At 49.6% G+C, this 15,368-nt stretch carries 10 protein-coding genes; 5 read left to right on the top strand and 5 right to left on the bottom strand.

The window, feature by feature from the left end; translation table 11 throughout:
* Positions 1 to 3 precede the first annotated feature (3 nt).
* Complete coding sequence (locus AB2U10_RS12310; RefSeq protein ID WP_367915294.1) at positions 4 to 954, bottom strand: helix-turn-helix transcriptional regulator; 951 nt, start codon at positions 952 to 954, stop codon at positions 4 to 6.
* A 248-nt stretch (positions 955 to 1,202) separates the two neighbouring features.
* Between AB2U10_RS12310 and AB2U10_RS12305 the strand changes: the two genes are divergently transcribed.
* On the top strand, positions 1,203 to 5,924 hold the full coding sequence (locus AB2U10_RS12305) for a T9SS type A sorting domain-containing protein (protein WP_367915295.1): 4,722 nt from the start codon (positions 1,203 to 1,205) through the stop codon (positions 5,922 to 5,924).
* Between the two features lie 42 nt (positions 5,925 to 5,966).
* Here AB2U10_RS12305 and AB2U10_RS12300 read toward each other — a convergent pair whose 3' ends face one another.
* The 3 genes from AB2U10_RS12300 to AB2U10_RS12290 all read right to left on the bottom strand — a co-directional run bounded on the left by AB2U10_RS12300 (position 5,967) and on the right by AB2U10_RS12290 (position 7,827).
* Complete coding sequence (locus tag AB2U10_RS12300; protein WP_367915296.1) at positions 5,967 to 6,362, bottom strand: barstar family protein; 396 nt, start codon at positions 6,360 to 6,362, stop codon at positions 5,967 to 5,969.
* Positions 6,363 to 6,471: 109 nt separating this feature from the next.
* Positions 6,472 to 6,882 carry a guanyl-specific ribonuclease gene (locus AB2U10_RS12295; protein ID WP_367915297.1) on the bottom strand — a complete coding sequence of 137 codons (411 nt, stop codon included), beginning with the start codon at positions 6,880 to 6,882 and terminating at the stop codon, positions 6,472 to 6,474.
* Positions 6,883 to 7,011: 129 nt separating this feature from the next.
* Entirely contained in the window at positions 7,012 to 7,827 is an 816-nt protein-coding gene (locus AB2U10_RS12290; protein WP_367915298.1) for a universal stress protein, read from the bottom strand.
* A gap of 216 nt (positions 7,828 to 8,043) precedes the next feature.
* On the opposite strand from AB2U10_RS12290, the gene carA reads away from it, so the two are divergent.
* The 4 genes from carA (at position 8,044) to AB2U10_RS12270 (ending at position 11,773) form a co-directional block, all read left to right on the top strand.
* Positions 8,044 to 9,150: a glutamine-hydrolyzing carbamoyl-phosphate synthase small subunit gene (gene carA, locus AB2U10_RS12285; RefSeq protein WP_367915299.1), complete on the top strand. Its 1,107-nt coding sequence runs from the start codon at positions 8,044 to 8,046 to the stop codon at positions 9,148 to 9,150.
* A gap of 108 nt (positions 9,151 to 9,258) precedes the next feature.
* A complete protein-coding gene (gene thrC, locus AB2U10_RS12280; RefSeq protein ID WP_367915300.1) occupies positions 9,259 to 10,554 on the top strand; it encodes a threonine synthase in 1,296 nt (431 codons plus the stop codon).
* Between the two features lie 84 nt (positions 10,555 to 10,638).
* Positions 10,639 to 11,412: a HipA family kinase gene (locus AB2U10_RS12275; RefSeq protein WP_367915301.1), complete on the top strand. Its 774-nt coding sequence runs from the start codon at positions 10,639 to 10,641 to the stop codon at positions 11,410 to 11,412.
* Positions 11,390 to 11,773 carry a DUF3037 domain-containing protein gene (locus AB2U10_RS12270; RefSeq protein WP_367915302.1) on the top strand — a complete coding sequence of 128 codons (384 nt, stop codon included), beginning with the start codon at positions 11,390 to 11,392 and terminating at the stop codon, positions 11,771 to 11,773. The genes AB2U10_RS12275 and AB2U10_RS12270 overlap by 23 nt, the downstream gene beginning before the upstream one ends.
* A gap of 750 nt (positions 11,774 to 12,523) precedes the next feature.
* Here AB2U10_RS12270 and AB2U10_RS12265 read toward each other — a convergent pair.
* Positions 12,524 to 15,364, bottom strand: a complete 2,841-nt coding sequence (locus AB2U10_RS12265; RefSeq protein WP_367915303.1) for a S9 family peptidase — start codon at positions 15,362 to 15,364, stop codon at positions 12,524 to 12,526.
* Positions 15,365 to 15,368 lie beyond the last annotated feature (4 nt).

Raw genomic sequence — 15,368 nt, 5'->3', positions numbered from 1 at the left:
TGTTCACTGGTTTTGTTCTATCCGTTGAATCAGCTTTCGTACATTGTCTTTCAGCTCCTGTGGTTCCAGCACCCGGATATAATCTGCAAAACTAAGGATCCAGCGGGGGAAGCCCTCTGCAATTTCAATGGTGTGGAAGGTCATTTCCACACCATTTTCCGTAACTTGTTCCGATACAAACCCGTAGTTGTTGCGCGAATTGCCCAGGTAGCGGGCAATGCGCGGCTCTACCAGCAGCCGTACGGTAATACGCGGCAGGGTCTCGTGGCGATCCAGGTGTTCAGAAAGCTTGCCGTGCCGGCGGGTGAAGCGGTTCGTGGTGCTGCGGATAGCCAGGATCCGGTCCGTACGAAACTGCCGGTAATCTCCCCGCAAAAGGCAATATCCCAGGATATACCAGTTGTTGTTCTCATGAAAAATGCCCACCGGCTCAATTTCCCGTTCGGAAATGACATCTGTGATGGCCTTGTATTCCAGGATAACCGACTTCCGGTCAGCTATACCGTGCAATACCGTGTGCAGTGAATCTTCAATATCGCTGTTAAAGAGGGCCTTGGGCGGGCGCACCCGGATGGTTTCTTCGAGGGCGTCGAGCCATTCGCGGTCGTAGTTTTTAAGGACCGACCGGATCTTCACAATGGCTGACTGGAAATGGTCGCCGAGGCTTTTGTCGGAGAAGCTGCGCATCAGCTTTTCGCCGGTGACCAGGCTTCCGGCTTCTTCACGGGTAAACATCACGGGCGGCAGGCGGTACCCTTCCATGAGCGAATAGCCTATACCGGCCTCGGAAAGGACGGGCACTCCGGCGCTTTCCAGCGTTTTGACGTCGCGATAGATGGTGCGGAGGCTCACTCCGAAACGGTCGGCCAGCTCCTGGGCTTTTACAATCCTTTTGGCCTGGAGCGAGGTGAGAATAGCAATGATGCGGTTGATTTTTTTAAGGCTGTCATCCATTATTTAAATACGTGTATTATTATATTTATATATAATTTCATAATTATATATATGCATATTTAGTTAAATAATTAAATTTCTTAATTCAGGAATAAATACGAAGCCGGATCAAAAAAGGGAGGCCTCCTGCAATATAATCAATCGGTATCCGGCTATTTGATTTTCCTGCAAAATAATCCTGCATCGCTATAGGCGAATATGTGCGTTTTGTAGCTAATTTCGCGGTTTATCCGGTACCAGAAACCTTTATGAGAACCTTATATCGAATAACCTTGCTGTTTTTAGCAGGATGCAGCACTGCTTTTGCACAACAGTCCCGGTTCTATGCTTATTTTGATTTTCAGGAGATCGAATGCGGTGGCCGCTACCTCACCGGTAAGATTGACTATTACTTCAGCGATAGTACCTCTTCCGAGCCGGGCTTTAACGAAGACAACCGGTTCCTGCTGGAAATAGCGGCGGCTGATTCGGAAGAATACCGGCTGCTGCCGGAAGGACAGGCCAATAAAGGGCAATCGGGACAGGCGCGTTTTCTGTTGCCCGATACACTGGTGAGCGGGAGACGCTATAAGCTCCGGATGAGCTCTACCAGTCCGCGATACACAGCAGAAGAGCCTGCTTTCTTTACCTACGCACACCTTCTCCAGCCCTTTACCGCAAAGTTCGGGCAGCAGCAATATATAGAAGGCGAACAGCAGGCATCGCTTCGGGTCACCCTGGAAGTTCCTGAAAATCACTACGGGGATTCGTATCAGCTGTATCCCTACGAGGTTCGTTTGAGTGATGGTTCAAAGTTTTTAAAAGATGTTTGGCAACCCGGCAATTACCTGGAGTTAAAAGTGCTGCCGGCAGATTCTTTGACGATTTACCGGATCAGTGAGATCACCAATCAGTGCGGGACGAAAGGTAACGTAGAGGGCGAGGCTGTGGTCGTGAAAAGAGATAATCTCCGGCGTATCTACATCCGGACCGTTTCCGGGATTCCGGAAATCTGCAAGGGTGTGCCCCTGGGGCTGAAGATAGAAACTCAGGACATTTCCGGCAAAGAGCGTTTCCGGGTGGAATTTTCGGCTTCTTATCAACCGGAAGGTTTCATTTCTGCGGGTTTATATACGCCGGATAAAGATAATAACGTTTGGGTAAAGCCTCCTGAGACCCTGGAAAACAACCAATACCTGTATTGCCAGGTGGTACAGGAATCTACCGGGGAGGTCAGTCATCAGCTCTTTCTCAACCGGGTGGGCCGGACCAGGCAGGTAACCGGTTATCTTACCCAGCCAGATATGGACAGGCTGTTTCTTGTCTTTTACCCCCAAATTGATTTGGAATACCCCTACAGTCCGAAGATAAGTACGGTAGTGGTGAATGGCAGGGAGCTCCGGCAGGGGGAAGAAATAAATAACGGGATCTGTATACTTCCTGTTCCTGCAGGCGATACCTCGTTCGTTGTATCTCACGCCAGCACCTCCTGCGAAAGTGTTCCTTTTGAGCCGGCTAAAATAGATTATGTAAAAGAGAAATCACTTTTTTATAGCTTCACGGCGGATAAAAAAGAGTATTGTGAGGGCGAGGAAGCGGAGATCCGCTATGCGCTTTCAGATCCGGGAAAACTGGATGAACAGGGATTTTATGCAGTCATTTACGCCAGGTCCTACCTGTACGATAAAGTGACTGGCGAACCTACATGGAACGGAGTTTATTATCCCTCGCTGAGTCCTGAGATGAAAATTAACCGGGACAGGGGCACCTTGTCTGTAAAAATCCCTAAGAACCTGTACAGCCTGATAACCGGAGGGGTAAGGCATGAGCCCAATTTCATGTACAAAATTATATTGAGTGTAGGATATACCGGCAGCAGAGGATCTGAGGTTGAGCTTTGGGGCAACAACCTGGAGAAAGATATACGCGTCCGGCCGGAGCTTAGCCTGACGGCTTCCGAAATCCAAAGTGTTCCGGGGCAGGCTCTGGTACCCCTGAAGTTCAGTGGCGGGGAGCTTCGTTATGAGCTTTCCAACGGGGGGAGTGGAGAAATCCGTCAGCTTATACCCGGCTGTTATGGCTGCCCACCGGTTGTGGCCGGTGAAGTGCTGATCCCGGTACCGGTGAATGATGACACGGTGATCCGGGTCAAATCAGTGAATAACGCCTGTGGCACAGGCACCTCTGATGGGGAAACCCGGATCCGGATCAACAAAGCAACGCCCTACCTGAGTATAAATGAAGCCGCCATAGGTCAGGCGGTATGTGTAGGCAAGGCGTTTGATGTGCCTTTTTTCGTGGGAAATCTGGGTGGGGCAGAGGTGCTTATCAAAGACGATGCCGGGACCATAAGGAAACTTACGGAAGAGGAGATCCTGTCGGAAAGATTTCAGCTGACGCTCCGTACTACCGGCCACCGGTATGAAACCTCTTTCTGGCTGCAAGCCGGTAATACCCGCTCTAATACGGTAAAGGTCAGGCTGGAAGAAACGCCTCTTTCATTCGGGCTCTCTGTAGGAGATAACTATACCTGGTTTTCTGAGGGTAATACGGAAGTTTACCAGGTGCTGGCCGGTTCTCTGACCTCTCCGTCAATTAATGCTATTGGTTCGGTAAGTCGTTTTAAAGTTAACGGGACTGATTACGTTCCCTATCATAATTCCGGAATAACCACTCAGTTATACCTGAGCGATATAAAGGAGGCGTCTCATTATACGTTGAACAGTGTTACCAATGCCTGTGGTACCACAGAAGTGAATTGGAAATTCATGATCCGAACCAGAACCGGTCTGGTAAAAGCAGAAGACGTAACCGAAAAAAAATTTATGCTGAAGAAGGACTGCCCCGGAGCCTTGCGGTTTTATGAGGTGAGTTATTCCGGAAGCATCCCCACAGACGACTGGCTGACAGTGGAGCTGCTTTCCTCATCAGGAAAAATCACACCCATCCCTTTTCAAAAAGAAGGAGAGACGTTGAGGGTGGAAATTCCTAAGGATCTGGAGGGCAGCTATAACCTCCGGGTAAAGTCGGAGGCAACAGATTCTTATTCCAGTGTACTGTACCTGGGTTATTTCAGGCCCCAACCGGAAGTAAAGCTGGTATCCTTTACCGGAAAAACGGAAGTACTGGGTGCGCCCGGCGCCATTCTGCGGCTGGAATCCAATTATGAGAAAGCCGGCGAATTTTCCGTAAAAATGAATACTGGTGAAATATTTACCAGTGATGATTTCGGGATCTATTATACGTATTCAAATATAGAGGGTACGAAAGAGGTGATTTCCTCCCTGCAAAATTACGGCCTTATGTTTGCTCCTGCGCAAACAACCACCTACCGGGTGGAGTCGGTTTTCACTCATTGCGGACAGGGGAAAGCCTCGGGTAATGTAAAGGTGATCATTCCTCCTTCTGTAAAATTGAAGTACAGTGATCCTGCCCGGTTTGGACAGGCTTTTTGTTCGGGAGAAGAAGTGGAGGTGGACCTGGCCTATACCGGTGGCTTTCCGCAGGATTCGCTCCTGGGCCTGTACCTGCATCATGCAAATGTGGTTCAGACATACCGGGAACTGGCCACCTTTAAAGCTCCGAAAGACCGGGTTAAATTCCGGATACCCCTTGACCTGGAGCAGGGAGAGTATTCTCTGCAGGTACGGAAAAGAAGCCGGGCTGATGCAGATCTGACCCTGGGCCGCATGCGGGATTCCCTGGCAATTGCCAATCTCGACTCGCCTCTTCTTCCGCTTACCCTCATTACGGCGCCCCATGTACGGCTGAGCGGCAATACCGAGATCTTTACGGGGGAATCGGCAGATCTGAAGCTGGTTTCGCTGGATATAAACGGGGAGAAAAGGGTATATACCTTGGAAGGAGCAGAAAGTTATTTCACGCTGAGCAACGGCCGCACCTATTCTTTGACCAACACGTACATTTCTGTTTCACCGCCGGTGACCGAAACATTTTCGCTGAAATCGGTGAAGAACGTTTGCGGCACGGGGAAAGGCTACGGACAGGCCACGGTAGTAGTGCACCCGGGTTCGGGGAAAAGGGTACAGACGAAGGGATTTCTCCGGTCTTTCCCTGAGTTTAATGAATGGTACTACGAAACCGGGATGCGCTTGTGTGGCGGAGCGAAAGATTCGCTTGATGTAATCCTCTACGGGTGGAAGGAAAAGGAAGTCCCTGGCCCGTTCCGGGTGATGCTTTCAGACGGAGAAGGAGGCGCTTACCAGGCAATCCCTGTTTCCCGCTCGCAGGAGGTGGTTTTCCCGCCTTCCCCAAAGGGAGCCAGAACCCTGAGGCTGTGGTTTGAAATCCCGGAAACGATGGCTCCGGGCGATAGCTACCGCATTAAAGCCGTACCTGAAGACTTGGCCGTACCCGGTACGCCCCTGATGGAACCGGGCCGCTTAAGGCAGCCGCCTGCCGCCACGCTGTCGGGAAGTGTGCTGGCAGAAGCCGGTGGACAGGTAGAAGCCCTGGTGAAATTTACAGGGGATGCCCCCTGGTTTTTTACTATCAGCGATGTGTCTGACCGGGTGGTTTTCAGCACGATTCCCACTGCAAAAGACTCTTCTCTGAGACAGTATACCTTTTCACCTCTTTATACCGATAACTATCTTTTGAAGCTGAAGGCGGATAGGGCAGGAGAATTCAGGGTAAGCAAAGTATACAACTGGTTTTGCGGCTACGGAAAAACGGAAGGGGTTTTCAGGATAGAGCTTATCCTGGGTAATGAAAAAGTTGCACCGCTGGAAGTAAGCCTGTATCCTAACCCGGTGCAGGACAGGCTCTATTTCAACCTTTCAGGAACAGAGGCCACCGTACAGGTAGAGATTTTTGACCTCCAGGGAAAAAGGCATATGACGGAAACCTTCCGGGAAGGTGATCTTTTGCAAAAGCAGACGCTGGACCTTCGGAAGCTTCCGGCCGGCACTTACCTGGTGAAGCTCAGCTCGGGCGGCCAGCGGCAGACAAAAAGGATTTACAAGTACTGAGCAGCGCCGGGTTTCCCCAACAGCAGCATAGCCGCAGGAAGGTTATTCCAGCAGCCGTTGTATTCTTTCGCCCGGTGAAAAGCGGACCAGCAGCTCTTTTTTCGGGATATCCTCATCGGCTTCCGCCCATTTCCATTCCTCGCAGGTAGCATCGAGGAGGTCGAGCAGGGTGAGGATCTTGCTTTCATTGCGCTCTTTTTCCAGGAATTTGTCCGAATGGGTGAAGTAGATCAGGATTTTTTCGTTTTCGATCCAGGAAAGATCATTCATCATTTCGTCGAATGAATCGAGGTTGTATCCGAAATAATCGGGAAACTCAAATACTCCGGCCATTGTCTCGTAAAACTCCCGCAGCGTGGTTGTTTTGGAAGCATCAATTTCCGCGATTTCGAAATTTTCCGGCAGCTCTTCCCGCCGGGCTATGGCAATGTTTTTCATAGGGTATACTTTTTTAGCTTTTAGTTATTAGCTGTTAGCAATTAGATTTATTTATGGGTCATTATCCTGCTAATTTCTAATTCCTAACCGCTGATTTCTCATCACGCCATCACCTGATTCTCGTAAAAGTCCCGTAATGATCCCGGGTATAATGGGCACTTTTGTCATCACCGGTCACCAGGCGTTCGGCGCCCCGGTTCCTGCCTTCTTTTTTGGGATTTACGTCCCACTCCCGGTACATTATTTTCTTTTGGGTTATCTTATTCTTTTGGGGCAGGTGTTTTTCATAGTTACCGAAACGCTTTCCGCCCGCGTACCCCTCCGGTGCTTCCCCGTGCTGGTCAATGTAGTCCAGCACCTCGTAAACTTTGGCCGGAATGCCGGGTTGGGGCGTGGCCGTTGCCCGGGGGGAATCACCGGCTGATCCTGTAAAATTTCTTTTCCCCTGGTAATACCCGAAATAGTAGAACAGCCCGAGAGCCAGGAGAAATAAGAGGCTTTTTATGAGATTTTTATTCAACGCCGTATACAGTTTTGAGCAAAAATAATACGCCCTGCGTCAAATTGTGTAAACGGCAGGAGAAATTACGGTGAAAAAAAAGCTCACCACATATGCAGTGAGCCTTTCGTATTTACAGCCTCATTAGATTCATTCTGTGTAATTGAACACTACCACCGGGATCTTCGTGTCGTTGATCATTTTCCGGGTTTGGGAAGGATCAATAATGCCCTCGAAGAAGCCCCGCTTACGGGCAGTGACAAAGAGCAGGGATATTCCCTCTTTTTCGATGAACTCTGCAATGCCTTTCTTATAGACATCAGCAGCAAAGTTTTTATAAACGTAACCTTTGTTCTGAAAATCCCGGTCAATAGACGCCATGTACTGCTCATTGGCGTTGATGTCGAGCGGGAAGTCTTCAATAATATGCCCGATGATCAGGTCGGCATCCGAGTATTTCCGCCAGTTAAGCGCCTGGGCCAGGTAGATTTTCTCATTAAACTCCATTTGAGATGCGTAGCACAGCTGCCCGAAGAGATCGCCGGAGAAATCTTCCGGGATTACCAGCAAAGGCGGCGCAATATGATTGATCAGGTTCTGTGCCGTAGAACCGATCAGCCGGTCGAGGAAGGTGCGGTGTCCTGTTTTACCGATCACTACCAGGTCGGCGTCTTCGGCCTCGTTGATGGTAGATATAATGTCTTCAAAGGAAATGATGTAATCGGCTGCAAGTCCCTGGCCTTTATCCTCTTCCACGATTCTTTTCAGGCGGTCTTCTGCTTCGGCCTTCAGGTCATCAATGGTGTCGTTGACAAAGGTGGTGGTCACCATCGGATCCACTACGGGGAGGGTAACGATATGGAGGTAGGTCAGCCTGCCGGAGGTCATCCGGGCGAGATTCCGGGCATACCCGGCTGCATTTTCAGCTCCCTTAGAGAAATCAGTGGCTATCAGAATATTTTTCATGATGTTTTAATTTGAATATAAAATTAACTATTGCTCCTGATATAAAAACTGATGCAGACGTTAAATAATTATGATTATTCTCATAAAATATGTTGAATTTAAGGGGATTTTAATTTTGAGGCTGTGAAGGCAGGAACATAATAAGGTAAAAGGTAGCCGTAAACCCTCGAAAATAATTTATCTTTGCACTCCGATACCAGTACAAATCAATAGCAGATGACTTCACAATCTCAGGCGGCCGTTTTATTGCTTCAGGACGGTACCGTTTTTAAAGGAAAAGCACTCGGAAAAATTGGAACTACTACAGGCGAGATCTGTTTTAACACCGGAATGACGGGTTATCAGGAGCTTTACACCGATCCGTCGTATTTCGGACAGATCATTGTTAATACGACGGCGCATATCGGTAATTATGGTGTAAAACTGGATACGGAGGAAGAGTCAGACAGCATTAAAATCAAGGGAATGGTCTGCAATGCTTTTGAAGACGAGTATTATTCCCGTGCTACGGCTGATGGCTCATTGCAGGATTATTTTGATAGGAACGGAATTGTAGGGATATCGGATATCGATACCCGGCAGGTAGTGCGGCACATTCGTGATAAAGGAGCTATGAACTGCCTTATCTCTTCAGAATCGGAAGATATGGCGGCACTACAGGCTATCCTGAACGACTGTCCGGATATGGAAGGACTGGAGCTCAGCTCGGTGATCAGCACGGCAGAACCCTATTTCTTGGGCGACCCTGGCGCAAAAACCCGCCTGGCGGTAATTGATTACGGCTGTAAGCGGAATATCCTGAGAAACTTTACGGGACGCGATTGCTACCTGAAGGTTTTCAATGCCAAATCTCCTGCCGCCGAGATCATTGCCTGGAACCCCGACGGCTATTTTATCTCGAACGGCCCCGGTGACCCGGGTTCAATGGATTATGCGGTAGATACGGTGAATGCGCTGCTGGAAACCGGCAAACCTCTTTTCGGTATCTGCCTCGGACACCAGCTGCTGGGCCTTACGCAGGGTATCGGCACGTATAAAATGCACAGCGGGCACCGCGGACTCAACCACCCGGTGAAGAATCTCCTGACAGGCCGCTGCGAGGTCACTTCCCAGAACCACGGCTTTGCCCTGAAACCGGATGAAGCCAACAGCCATCCTGAAGTGGAAGTAACCCATATTAACCTGAACGATCATACCATTGAGGGCATACGCCTGAAAAACAAGCCGGCTTTCTCGGTGCAGTATCACCCCGAAGCCGCCCCCGGCCCGAACGACGCCAATTACCTGTTTGACCAGTTCCTGGAGATGGTCAGGGAAAGTTAAAAACTAAAAGTTAAAAACTAAAAGTTAAGGTACATTTAGTATTTAATATGCAGGAATGTACCTTAACTTTTAGTTTTTAACTTTTGACGAATACTTACTCACGTATATATGAAGCTCTACAGTACCCATCGTCTTAGCCCCGAAGTAAATTTCCGGGAGGCTATTTTTCAGGGGCTCCCCCCGGATAATGGCCTGTATATGCCGTCAGAGATTCCTGCTCTGCCACAGACATTCTGGGATAATGTGGAAAATCTCAGCTTTAACGAGATAGCCATAGCGGTAAGCGAAGCTTTACTGGGCGGGGATATCCCGGAAACGGACCTGGAAACCCTTATTCACTCGGCGCTGGACTTTGAGGCACCGGCGGTCAGGCTCGAAGAGGATTTGTATTGCCTCGAGCTGTTTCACGGCCCTTCTATGGCGTTTAAAGACTTTGGTGCCCGTTTTATGGCGGCTGCGATGTCGTATTTTTTGCGGCAGTCGGGGCAGACGCTGAACATCCTGGTGGCTACTTCGGGAGATACCGGTGGTGCGGTGGCGCAGGGCTTTTACCGGGTGCCGGGCATTTCGGTGACCATCCTGTACCCGAAAGGCAAAGTGAGCGCTATACAGGAAATGCAGCTGACTACCCTGGGCGAAAATATACAGGCCCTGGAAGTAGAAGGTACGTTTGACGACTGCCAGGCGCTGGTAAAGCAGGCCTTCCTGGATGAGGAGCTGCGGAGCGGGTATCACCTGGCTTCGGCCAATTCAATCAATATAGCCCGCCTGATACCGCAGGCATTTTATTATATCTCAGCGTATGCGCAGCTGAAGAAGCTGGGAAAGGAAATAGTATTTTCTGTACCCTCGGGCAACTTCGGTAACCTGACCGCCGGCGTGCTGGCTATGCGTATGGGTATGCCGGTTCGCCGGTTTGTAGCGGCTACCAATGTGAACAATGTGGTGCCTGAATTCCTGAGAACAGGCGTTTATACCCCCATTTCTCCCTCTGTTTCTACCATTTCCAACGCCATGGATGTAGGGAATCCAAGTAATTTTCCGCGGCTGAACGACTTGCTGGGCAATCAGATGAAGGAGTACCTCAAAGGATATTTCTATACCGATGCCCAAACCCGTGAGGGCGTCCTGGAGATCTACCGGAAATACAATTATGTGGCCTGCCCGCACACGGCCATAGCCTACCTCGGCCTGGAAGATTACCGGAAGGAAACCGGGGCAGAGGTAACCGGTGTTTTCCTGTCTACCGCGCATTTCGGGAAGTTTTTGCCGGAAATGGAGGCCATACTGGGCTTTACGCCGGAAATCCCGGAGAGGCTTTTGCTCAAGGGAGAAAAGAAAACCACGGTGGTGGATACCTCGTATGCTGCTTTTAAAGCGTATCTGAAAAGAAATCTTATTTAAATCCGGGTACGGTATCCAGGAAAGGAGGCCGAACAGATTTTTAGCGTTATATTCGCGGAAGTCAGATGACCCTGAAAAGGGCAAATGAAGATAGGATTGAACCTGAGAGAAGTACATATCACCCGGTACGTCACCCCGCTGCGCGAGGGCGGCTCGCTGCCGGCCATTGCCGAGGCCGATGACGCCTTTCTGTATGTCCTGAAATTTCGTGGCGCAGGCCAGGGCACCAAGGCCCTGATTGCTGATTTTGTGGGCGGAGAAATAGCCCGGAAGCTGGGCCTGAGAGTGCCGGAAATGGTTTTTGCCTACCTGGACGACCGTTTCGGTAAGACCGAACCCGACGAAGAGATCCAGGACCTGCTGAAATTCAGCGTGGGCCTGAACCTGGGCATTCATTATTTGTCGGGGGCCATTACCTTTGATCCCGTACTGCATCCCGTAGATGCCGGAACCGCATCAGAGATCGTATGGCTGGACGCCTTCCTGACCAATGTGGACCGCACCGCCAAAAATACCAATATGCTGATATGGCACCGCGAGCTGTGGCTGATTGATCACGGGGCATCGCTGTATTTTCATCACAACTGGGATACCTGGGAGAAACAGGCCATAAGCCCGTTTAAACCCGTTAAAGATCACGTTTTACTGAAATATGCTACCCGGCTGGAAGCCGTTAATGCCCGTGCACGGGAAGTAATTACGGAATCGTTTATCGACGAGGTAGTAGCGGCAATCCCGTCAGACTGGCTGCTGGAAGATGACGACAGGAAGGTATACGGCGACTTCCTGAAGATACGCCTGAAGAATTCGGAAATATTTGTAAAAGAGGCGGAAGATGCAAGAGAGGCACTTATATGAATATGCGGTGATCCGGGTAGTGCCCCGCGTGGAACGTGAAGAGTTCTTCAACGTGGGCGTGGTGCTGTATTGTAAATCACAGGGTTTTTTAGCGGTAAAATACGAAGTCAACGAGCTGAAATTTCAGGGGTTCTGTACCGGCATGCAGCTGTCTGATCTCAGGGAATATCTGCACACTTTCGGGAAGATCGCCCATGGAGGGAAAGATGCCGGTCCTATAGGCAGGCTCCCCGCTGCCGAGCGTTTCCGATGGCTCACTGCCACCCGCAGCACCGTTATTCAGACCTCAAAAATTCATCCGGGCCTGACAGCAGATCCGGCGAAGAAACTGGAGCAATTGTTCAGCGAGCTGGTGATTTAGATTTGAAAACCAGGAGCCGGGAGCTTTTAGCTGAAGAGTACTGGATTTTTATAATTTTCTTGTTTTTTCTCTGGCAGAAAGCTGAACTTTCTGGAGTTTCCTTTGGATCTTATCTTTCCGGATGAAATTACTTATTTCCTGTTTTTCCTGTTCTGATGGTATATCAGGAATGAAAACGAAGTCTTTTTCATCTATTTTCGAATAGTTGGGCATAATTTAATCAGTTTTCAAAAATTTAGTAATCAATCTCATTGCTGCATTTGTATCCAGAATCATTTTTAATCCTCCGATAGAGCGTGCTCCCAGGGTTTCTTCATAATGCCTGATTAACCTGCTTTTGGATCCTTTTAAAGTACGCATTGCTACAGGGCAGTTGATTCGTTGATGGATTTAAAGTAAAGTTAGAATATTTCAGGTTTATTTCAAAGGATTACCTGGGGAATATTAGCCTATGGAAACTTTCCTGAAAGATATTCGCCACCGTCAGTAAATGCCGTAATGCTGGGGCACTTTTAAAATCTTTTACCCTATAGGTTTGGTAGATTTAATAGACTGTGCTATTTTTGTACCGTCATTAAACAGTATGGTCATGGCGTACTTCACGATAGCATTAGGAATAGGCCTGATAGGGTACATTATCTACGGCACCTATTCATTTATAAACATTGACCGGGAAGCCTGAAAAAAATGTCTCCTGCATTTGAGTAAACAAGCACAGGAGACACTTTCTAAAGGGTGGGGAGGGGTTTTTTAATCCCCGAATCCCCAGTCAATTCCTTTCAACGTAGCCGGAACTCCGCTTTCAATCCATGGAGCCGCCGGTTTTCCTTTCAGGAAATGATCAAAAAACTGTTGCTGGCGGCGCTGGATGTCTTTCCGGTTCTGGCGTTGTACCAGGTTATGGTCATCCCCGTTATAGTTCAGCAACCAAACCGGCTTCTGCAATCTTCTCAGGGCAGTAAACATTTCTATTCCCTGGTACCAGGGCACGGCGCCGTCCTGGTCGTTACTCATGATCACCACCGGGGTTTTCACATTGGGCAGGTGAAACAGCGGTGAGTTTTCGATATACAGCTCGGGTTTTTCCCACAGGGTGGCCCCGATCCGGCTCTGGGTTTTTTCATACTGGAACTGGCGGTTCATGCCGCTGCCCCACCGGATTCCCCCGTAAGCCGAGGTCATGTTCACTACCGGCGCGCCCGTCCAGGCGGCATCGTACATATCGGTTACGGTGATCAGGTGAGCTACCTGGTAACCGCCCCAGCTCTGGCCCTGGATAGCCATTTTGCCGGCCCATTTGTTCTTTTTCAGCTCAGCCATGCCCGAATTGATGTATTCTTCGGCTGATTTGCCCGGATGCCCTATGGTATAAACAATATCCGGTGCCAGTACCACGTAACCGTTGCTGACAAAGAAAGAGATGTTCAGCCTCGAAGGCGTAGGAGCCGGTGCCTGGTAACGGTACAGTCCGTCAGACAGCTTTTCGTAAAAATAAGCGATGATCGGGTAGGTCTTGTTCGGGTCAAAGTCTTCGGGCTTATACAGGATACCCTCGGCAGCATGGCCGTTAGGGGTTGTCCAGGTATACAGTTCTGCCGTACCCCAGTTGTATTGCTTTTGCTGAGGATTGGTGGCCGAAAGCTGTGTTTCCGTTACAAAATCTTTGCTGAAGAACAGGTCGGGCGACTGCTCATACCTTTCTTTTGTATAAATATAGGCTCCGCCGTCTTTGGCTTCTTTGACCTGTCCGTAGTAGGCTTTCGCCCATACTATTTCTTTGAAGGGCTCTTTTGGTGCCTTTTTGCCCGTTTGCAGGGTCATCCGGTAGAAGCCGTTTTCTTTATTCGTGTTGTTAAATGCGCTTAAGATAAACGGCGTTTTTTCGTCGAGAACGGTTGGCGAGAAGCGCGATTTACGTTCTTTCCAGTCGTCATACCGGTAGGTAATGCGGTTATCCCGGCCTGCGGTCAGCTTAACGGCTCCGGAGCCATCGGTTTTAAACGACCAGATATCGTATTTGTCGTAGATCCATACTTTATCGTCTCCGGCTGTCCAGCCCGCTATCCCGTAAGCAGCTGGGGTGTCGGGCGAGTCGTTGTCTTCATCGGCAAAAGAAACCGGGATATCTTTGTTGAGCTGTACGGTAGCACCGGTAGTCAGGTTATGGGTATACCAGTTCTGGTTTTCCCGGTTATACCATAACAGGTATTTCCCTTCGGGAGAGAGCGATACGTTTCCGCGTATATCTTTAACGATCAGCTTCCGGGAGCCGTTTACGGTAGAAACGGCATATACATCCTGTACGCTTCCGGTCTGCCATTGGGTTTCTATTCTCCTGCCCACGTCAGTGGTGGCCAGTATAAACTCATTGTCGGCGTCTTCGGTAATGCGGGTATCGGGAAGAGCCTCATCGGCCAGGGGAATCACTTTCCCGTCAGCATTCATGTCCACTACGGCCAGGTAGCTGCGGTTCAGCTCCCTGCGCAGGTTAACCAGCTGCTGGGGTTGCAGGTAGTCGTCTTTCCAGTGCCAGATGTCGAGCCTGGCGTTTTCAAATTCCACGAGCGTGGTATCTTTTACGCGGGGAACGGGCGCCAGGCCGAGGAATAGCTTTTCGCCGTTTTTACTGAAACGGAGGTTGCCCTCGCCGCTGACATACCATTTCTGCGGAACACCCGGGGTGGCTGCCGATACCAGCACTTTTGCCGAGTCGGCGCTGGTGCCGGTATGATAATAAATTCTGAAATCTTTCTGCAATGACTTTTCCGGTGATTTATCGGCCAGGAAGGCCAGCTTTTCGCCGGTTTCGTCAAAAGTAAAGCTCTTGAAGGTTCCTTTTCCGGAGGTCAGGTGAACCAGCTGCTTATTGGCCAGGTGGTAACGGAAAACCCCGCCGGTGGTTCCCAGGCTGTCTTTTTCTTCCGGTTTCCGGGTGAAAACCAGGTAGTTTCCTTTTTTATCGATATCGTACGACTCCACATTGGTGAAAAGCGTGTCTTTGCCCGTTCCCAGGAGATAAACCACCAGGTTAGTGGTTGGCTTTTTCGGCTTTTCATTCTTCACTTTGGAAGAGTCGGCGGCGGGTTTTGCAGATTTGGCTGTTGAGTCTTTCCGGGGTTTCTTCTCCGGCACTTCATCGTACAGGTACACCAGGTAGCGGCCGTCTTCTTCGGCCAGCTGGTACGATTTTACATTCGGGAATTTGACCCAGCTTTTCGTGGCAAAAGAATAAATGGCCAGCGAATCTTTGGGCATGTCCTCTCTTTTCTTTTTGTCGATTTTGGCTTTGCGCGTATCTTTATAGAAAGGAGAAATGAGGCTCACAAAGTGTTTTTCGTCAAAGCTGAGCTTGGGAACGGAGGCCCGGGGAAGGCTTAGCAGGGTCTCGTTTTTGTCGGTTTTAAGAAAGAGCTCTCCGTCGCCCTGCTGGGGAGAAACAACGTAGAAAATCTTATCTCCTTTTTTGGAGATAGCGGTGTTGCCCAGCGACTGCCAGCCGTCGTAGACGCTGTGGTCAAGGGGCTTTTTCTGGGCCGACGTCTCCGCCGCCAGAAAGAGAAAAAATAAAAATGCGTAAAAGACTTTCATCATAATC

The sequence above is a fragment of the Leadbetterella sp. DM7 genome, assembly GCF_040829825.2.
GTDB lineage: Bacteria > Bacteroidota > Bacteroidia > Cytophagales > Spirosomataceae > Leadbetterella.
This window is presented reverse-complemented; position numbering and strand designations above follow the sequence as displayed.

What these genes read in the sequence shown, in the direction of transcription:
- AB2U10_RS12310 (WP_367915294.1), bottom strand. Translation starts at nt 954, where the DNA reads ATGGATGACAGCCTTAAAAAAATCAACCGCATCATTGCTATTCTCACC.
- AB2U10_RS12305 (WP_367915295.1), top strand. Translation starts at nt 1,203, where the DNA reads ATGAGAACCTTATATCGAATAACCTTGCTGTTTTTAGCAGGATGCAGC.
- AB2U10_RS12300 (WP_367915296.1), bottom strand. Translation starts at nt 6,362, where the DNA reads ATGAAAAACATTGCCATAGCCCGGCGGGAAGAGCTGCCGGAAAATTTC.
- AB2U10_RS12290 (WP_367915298.1), bottom strand. Translation starts at nt 7,827, where the DNA reads ATGAAAAATATTCTGATAGCCACTGATTTCTCTAAGGGAGCTGAAAAT.
- carA (WP_367915299.1), top strand. Translation starts at nt 8,044, where the DNA reads ATGACTTCACAATCTCAGGCGGCCGTTTTATTGCTTCAGGACGGTACC.
- thrC (WP_367915300.1), top strand. Translation starts at nt 9,259, where the DNA reads ATGAAGCTCTACAGTACCCATCGTCTTAGCCCCGAAGTAAATTTCCGG.
- AB2U10_RS12275 (WP_367915301.1), top strand. Translation starts at nt 10,639, where the DNA reads ATGAAGATAGGATTGAACCTGAGAGAAGTACATATCACCCGGTACGTC.
- AB2U10_RS12270 (WP_367915302.1), top strand. Translation starts at nt 11,390, where the DNA reads ATGCAAGAGAGGCACTTATATGAATATGCGGTGATCCGGGTAGTGCCC.
- AB2U10_RS12265 (WP_367915303.1), bottom strand. Translation starts at nt 15,364, where the DNA reads ATGATGAAAGTCTTTTACGCATTTTTATTTTTTCTCTTTCTGGCGGCG.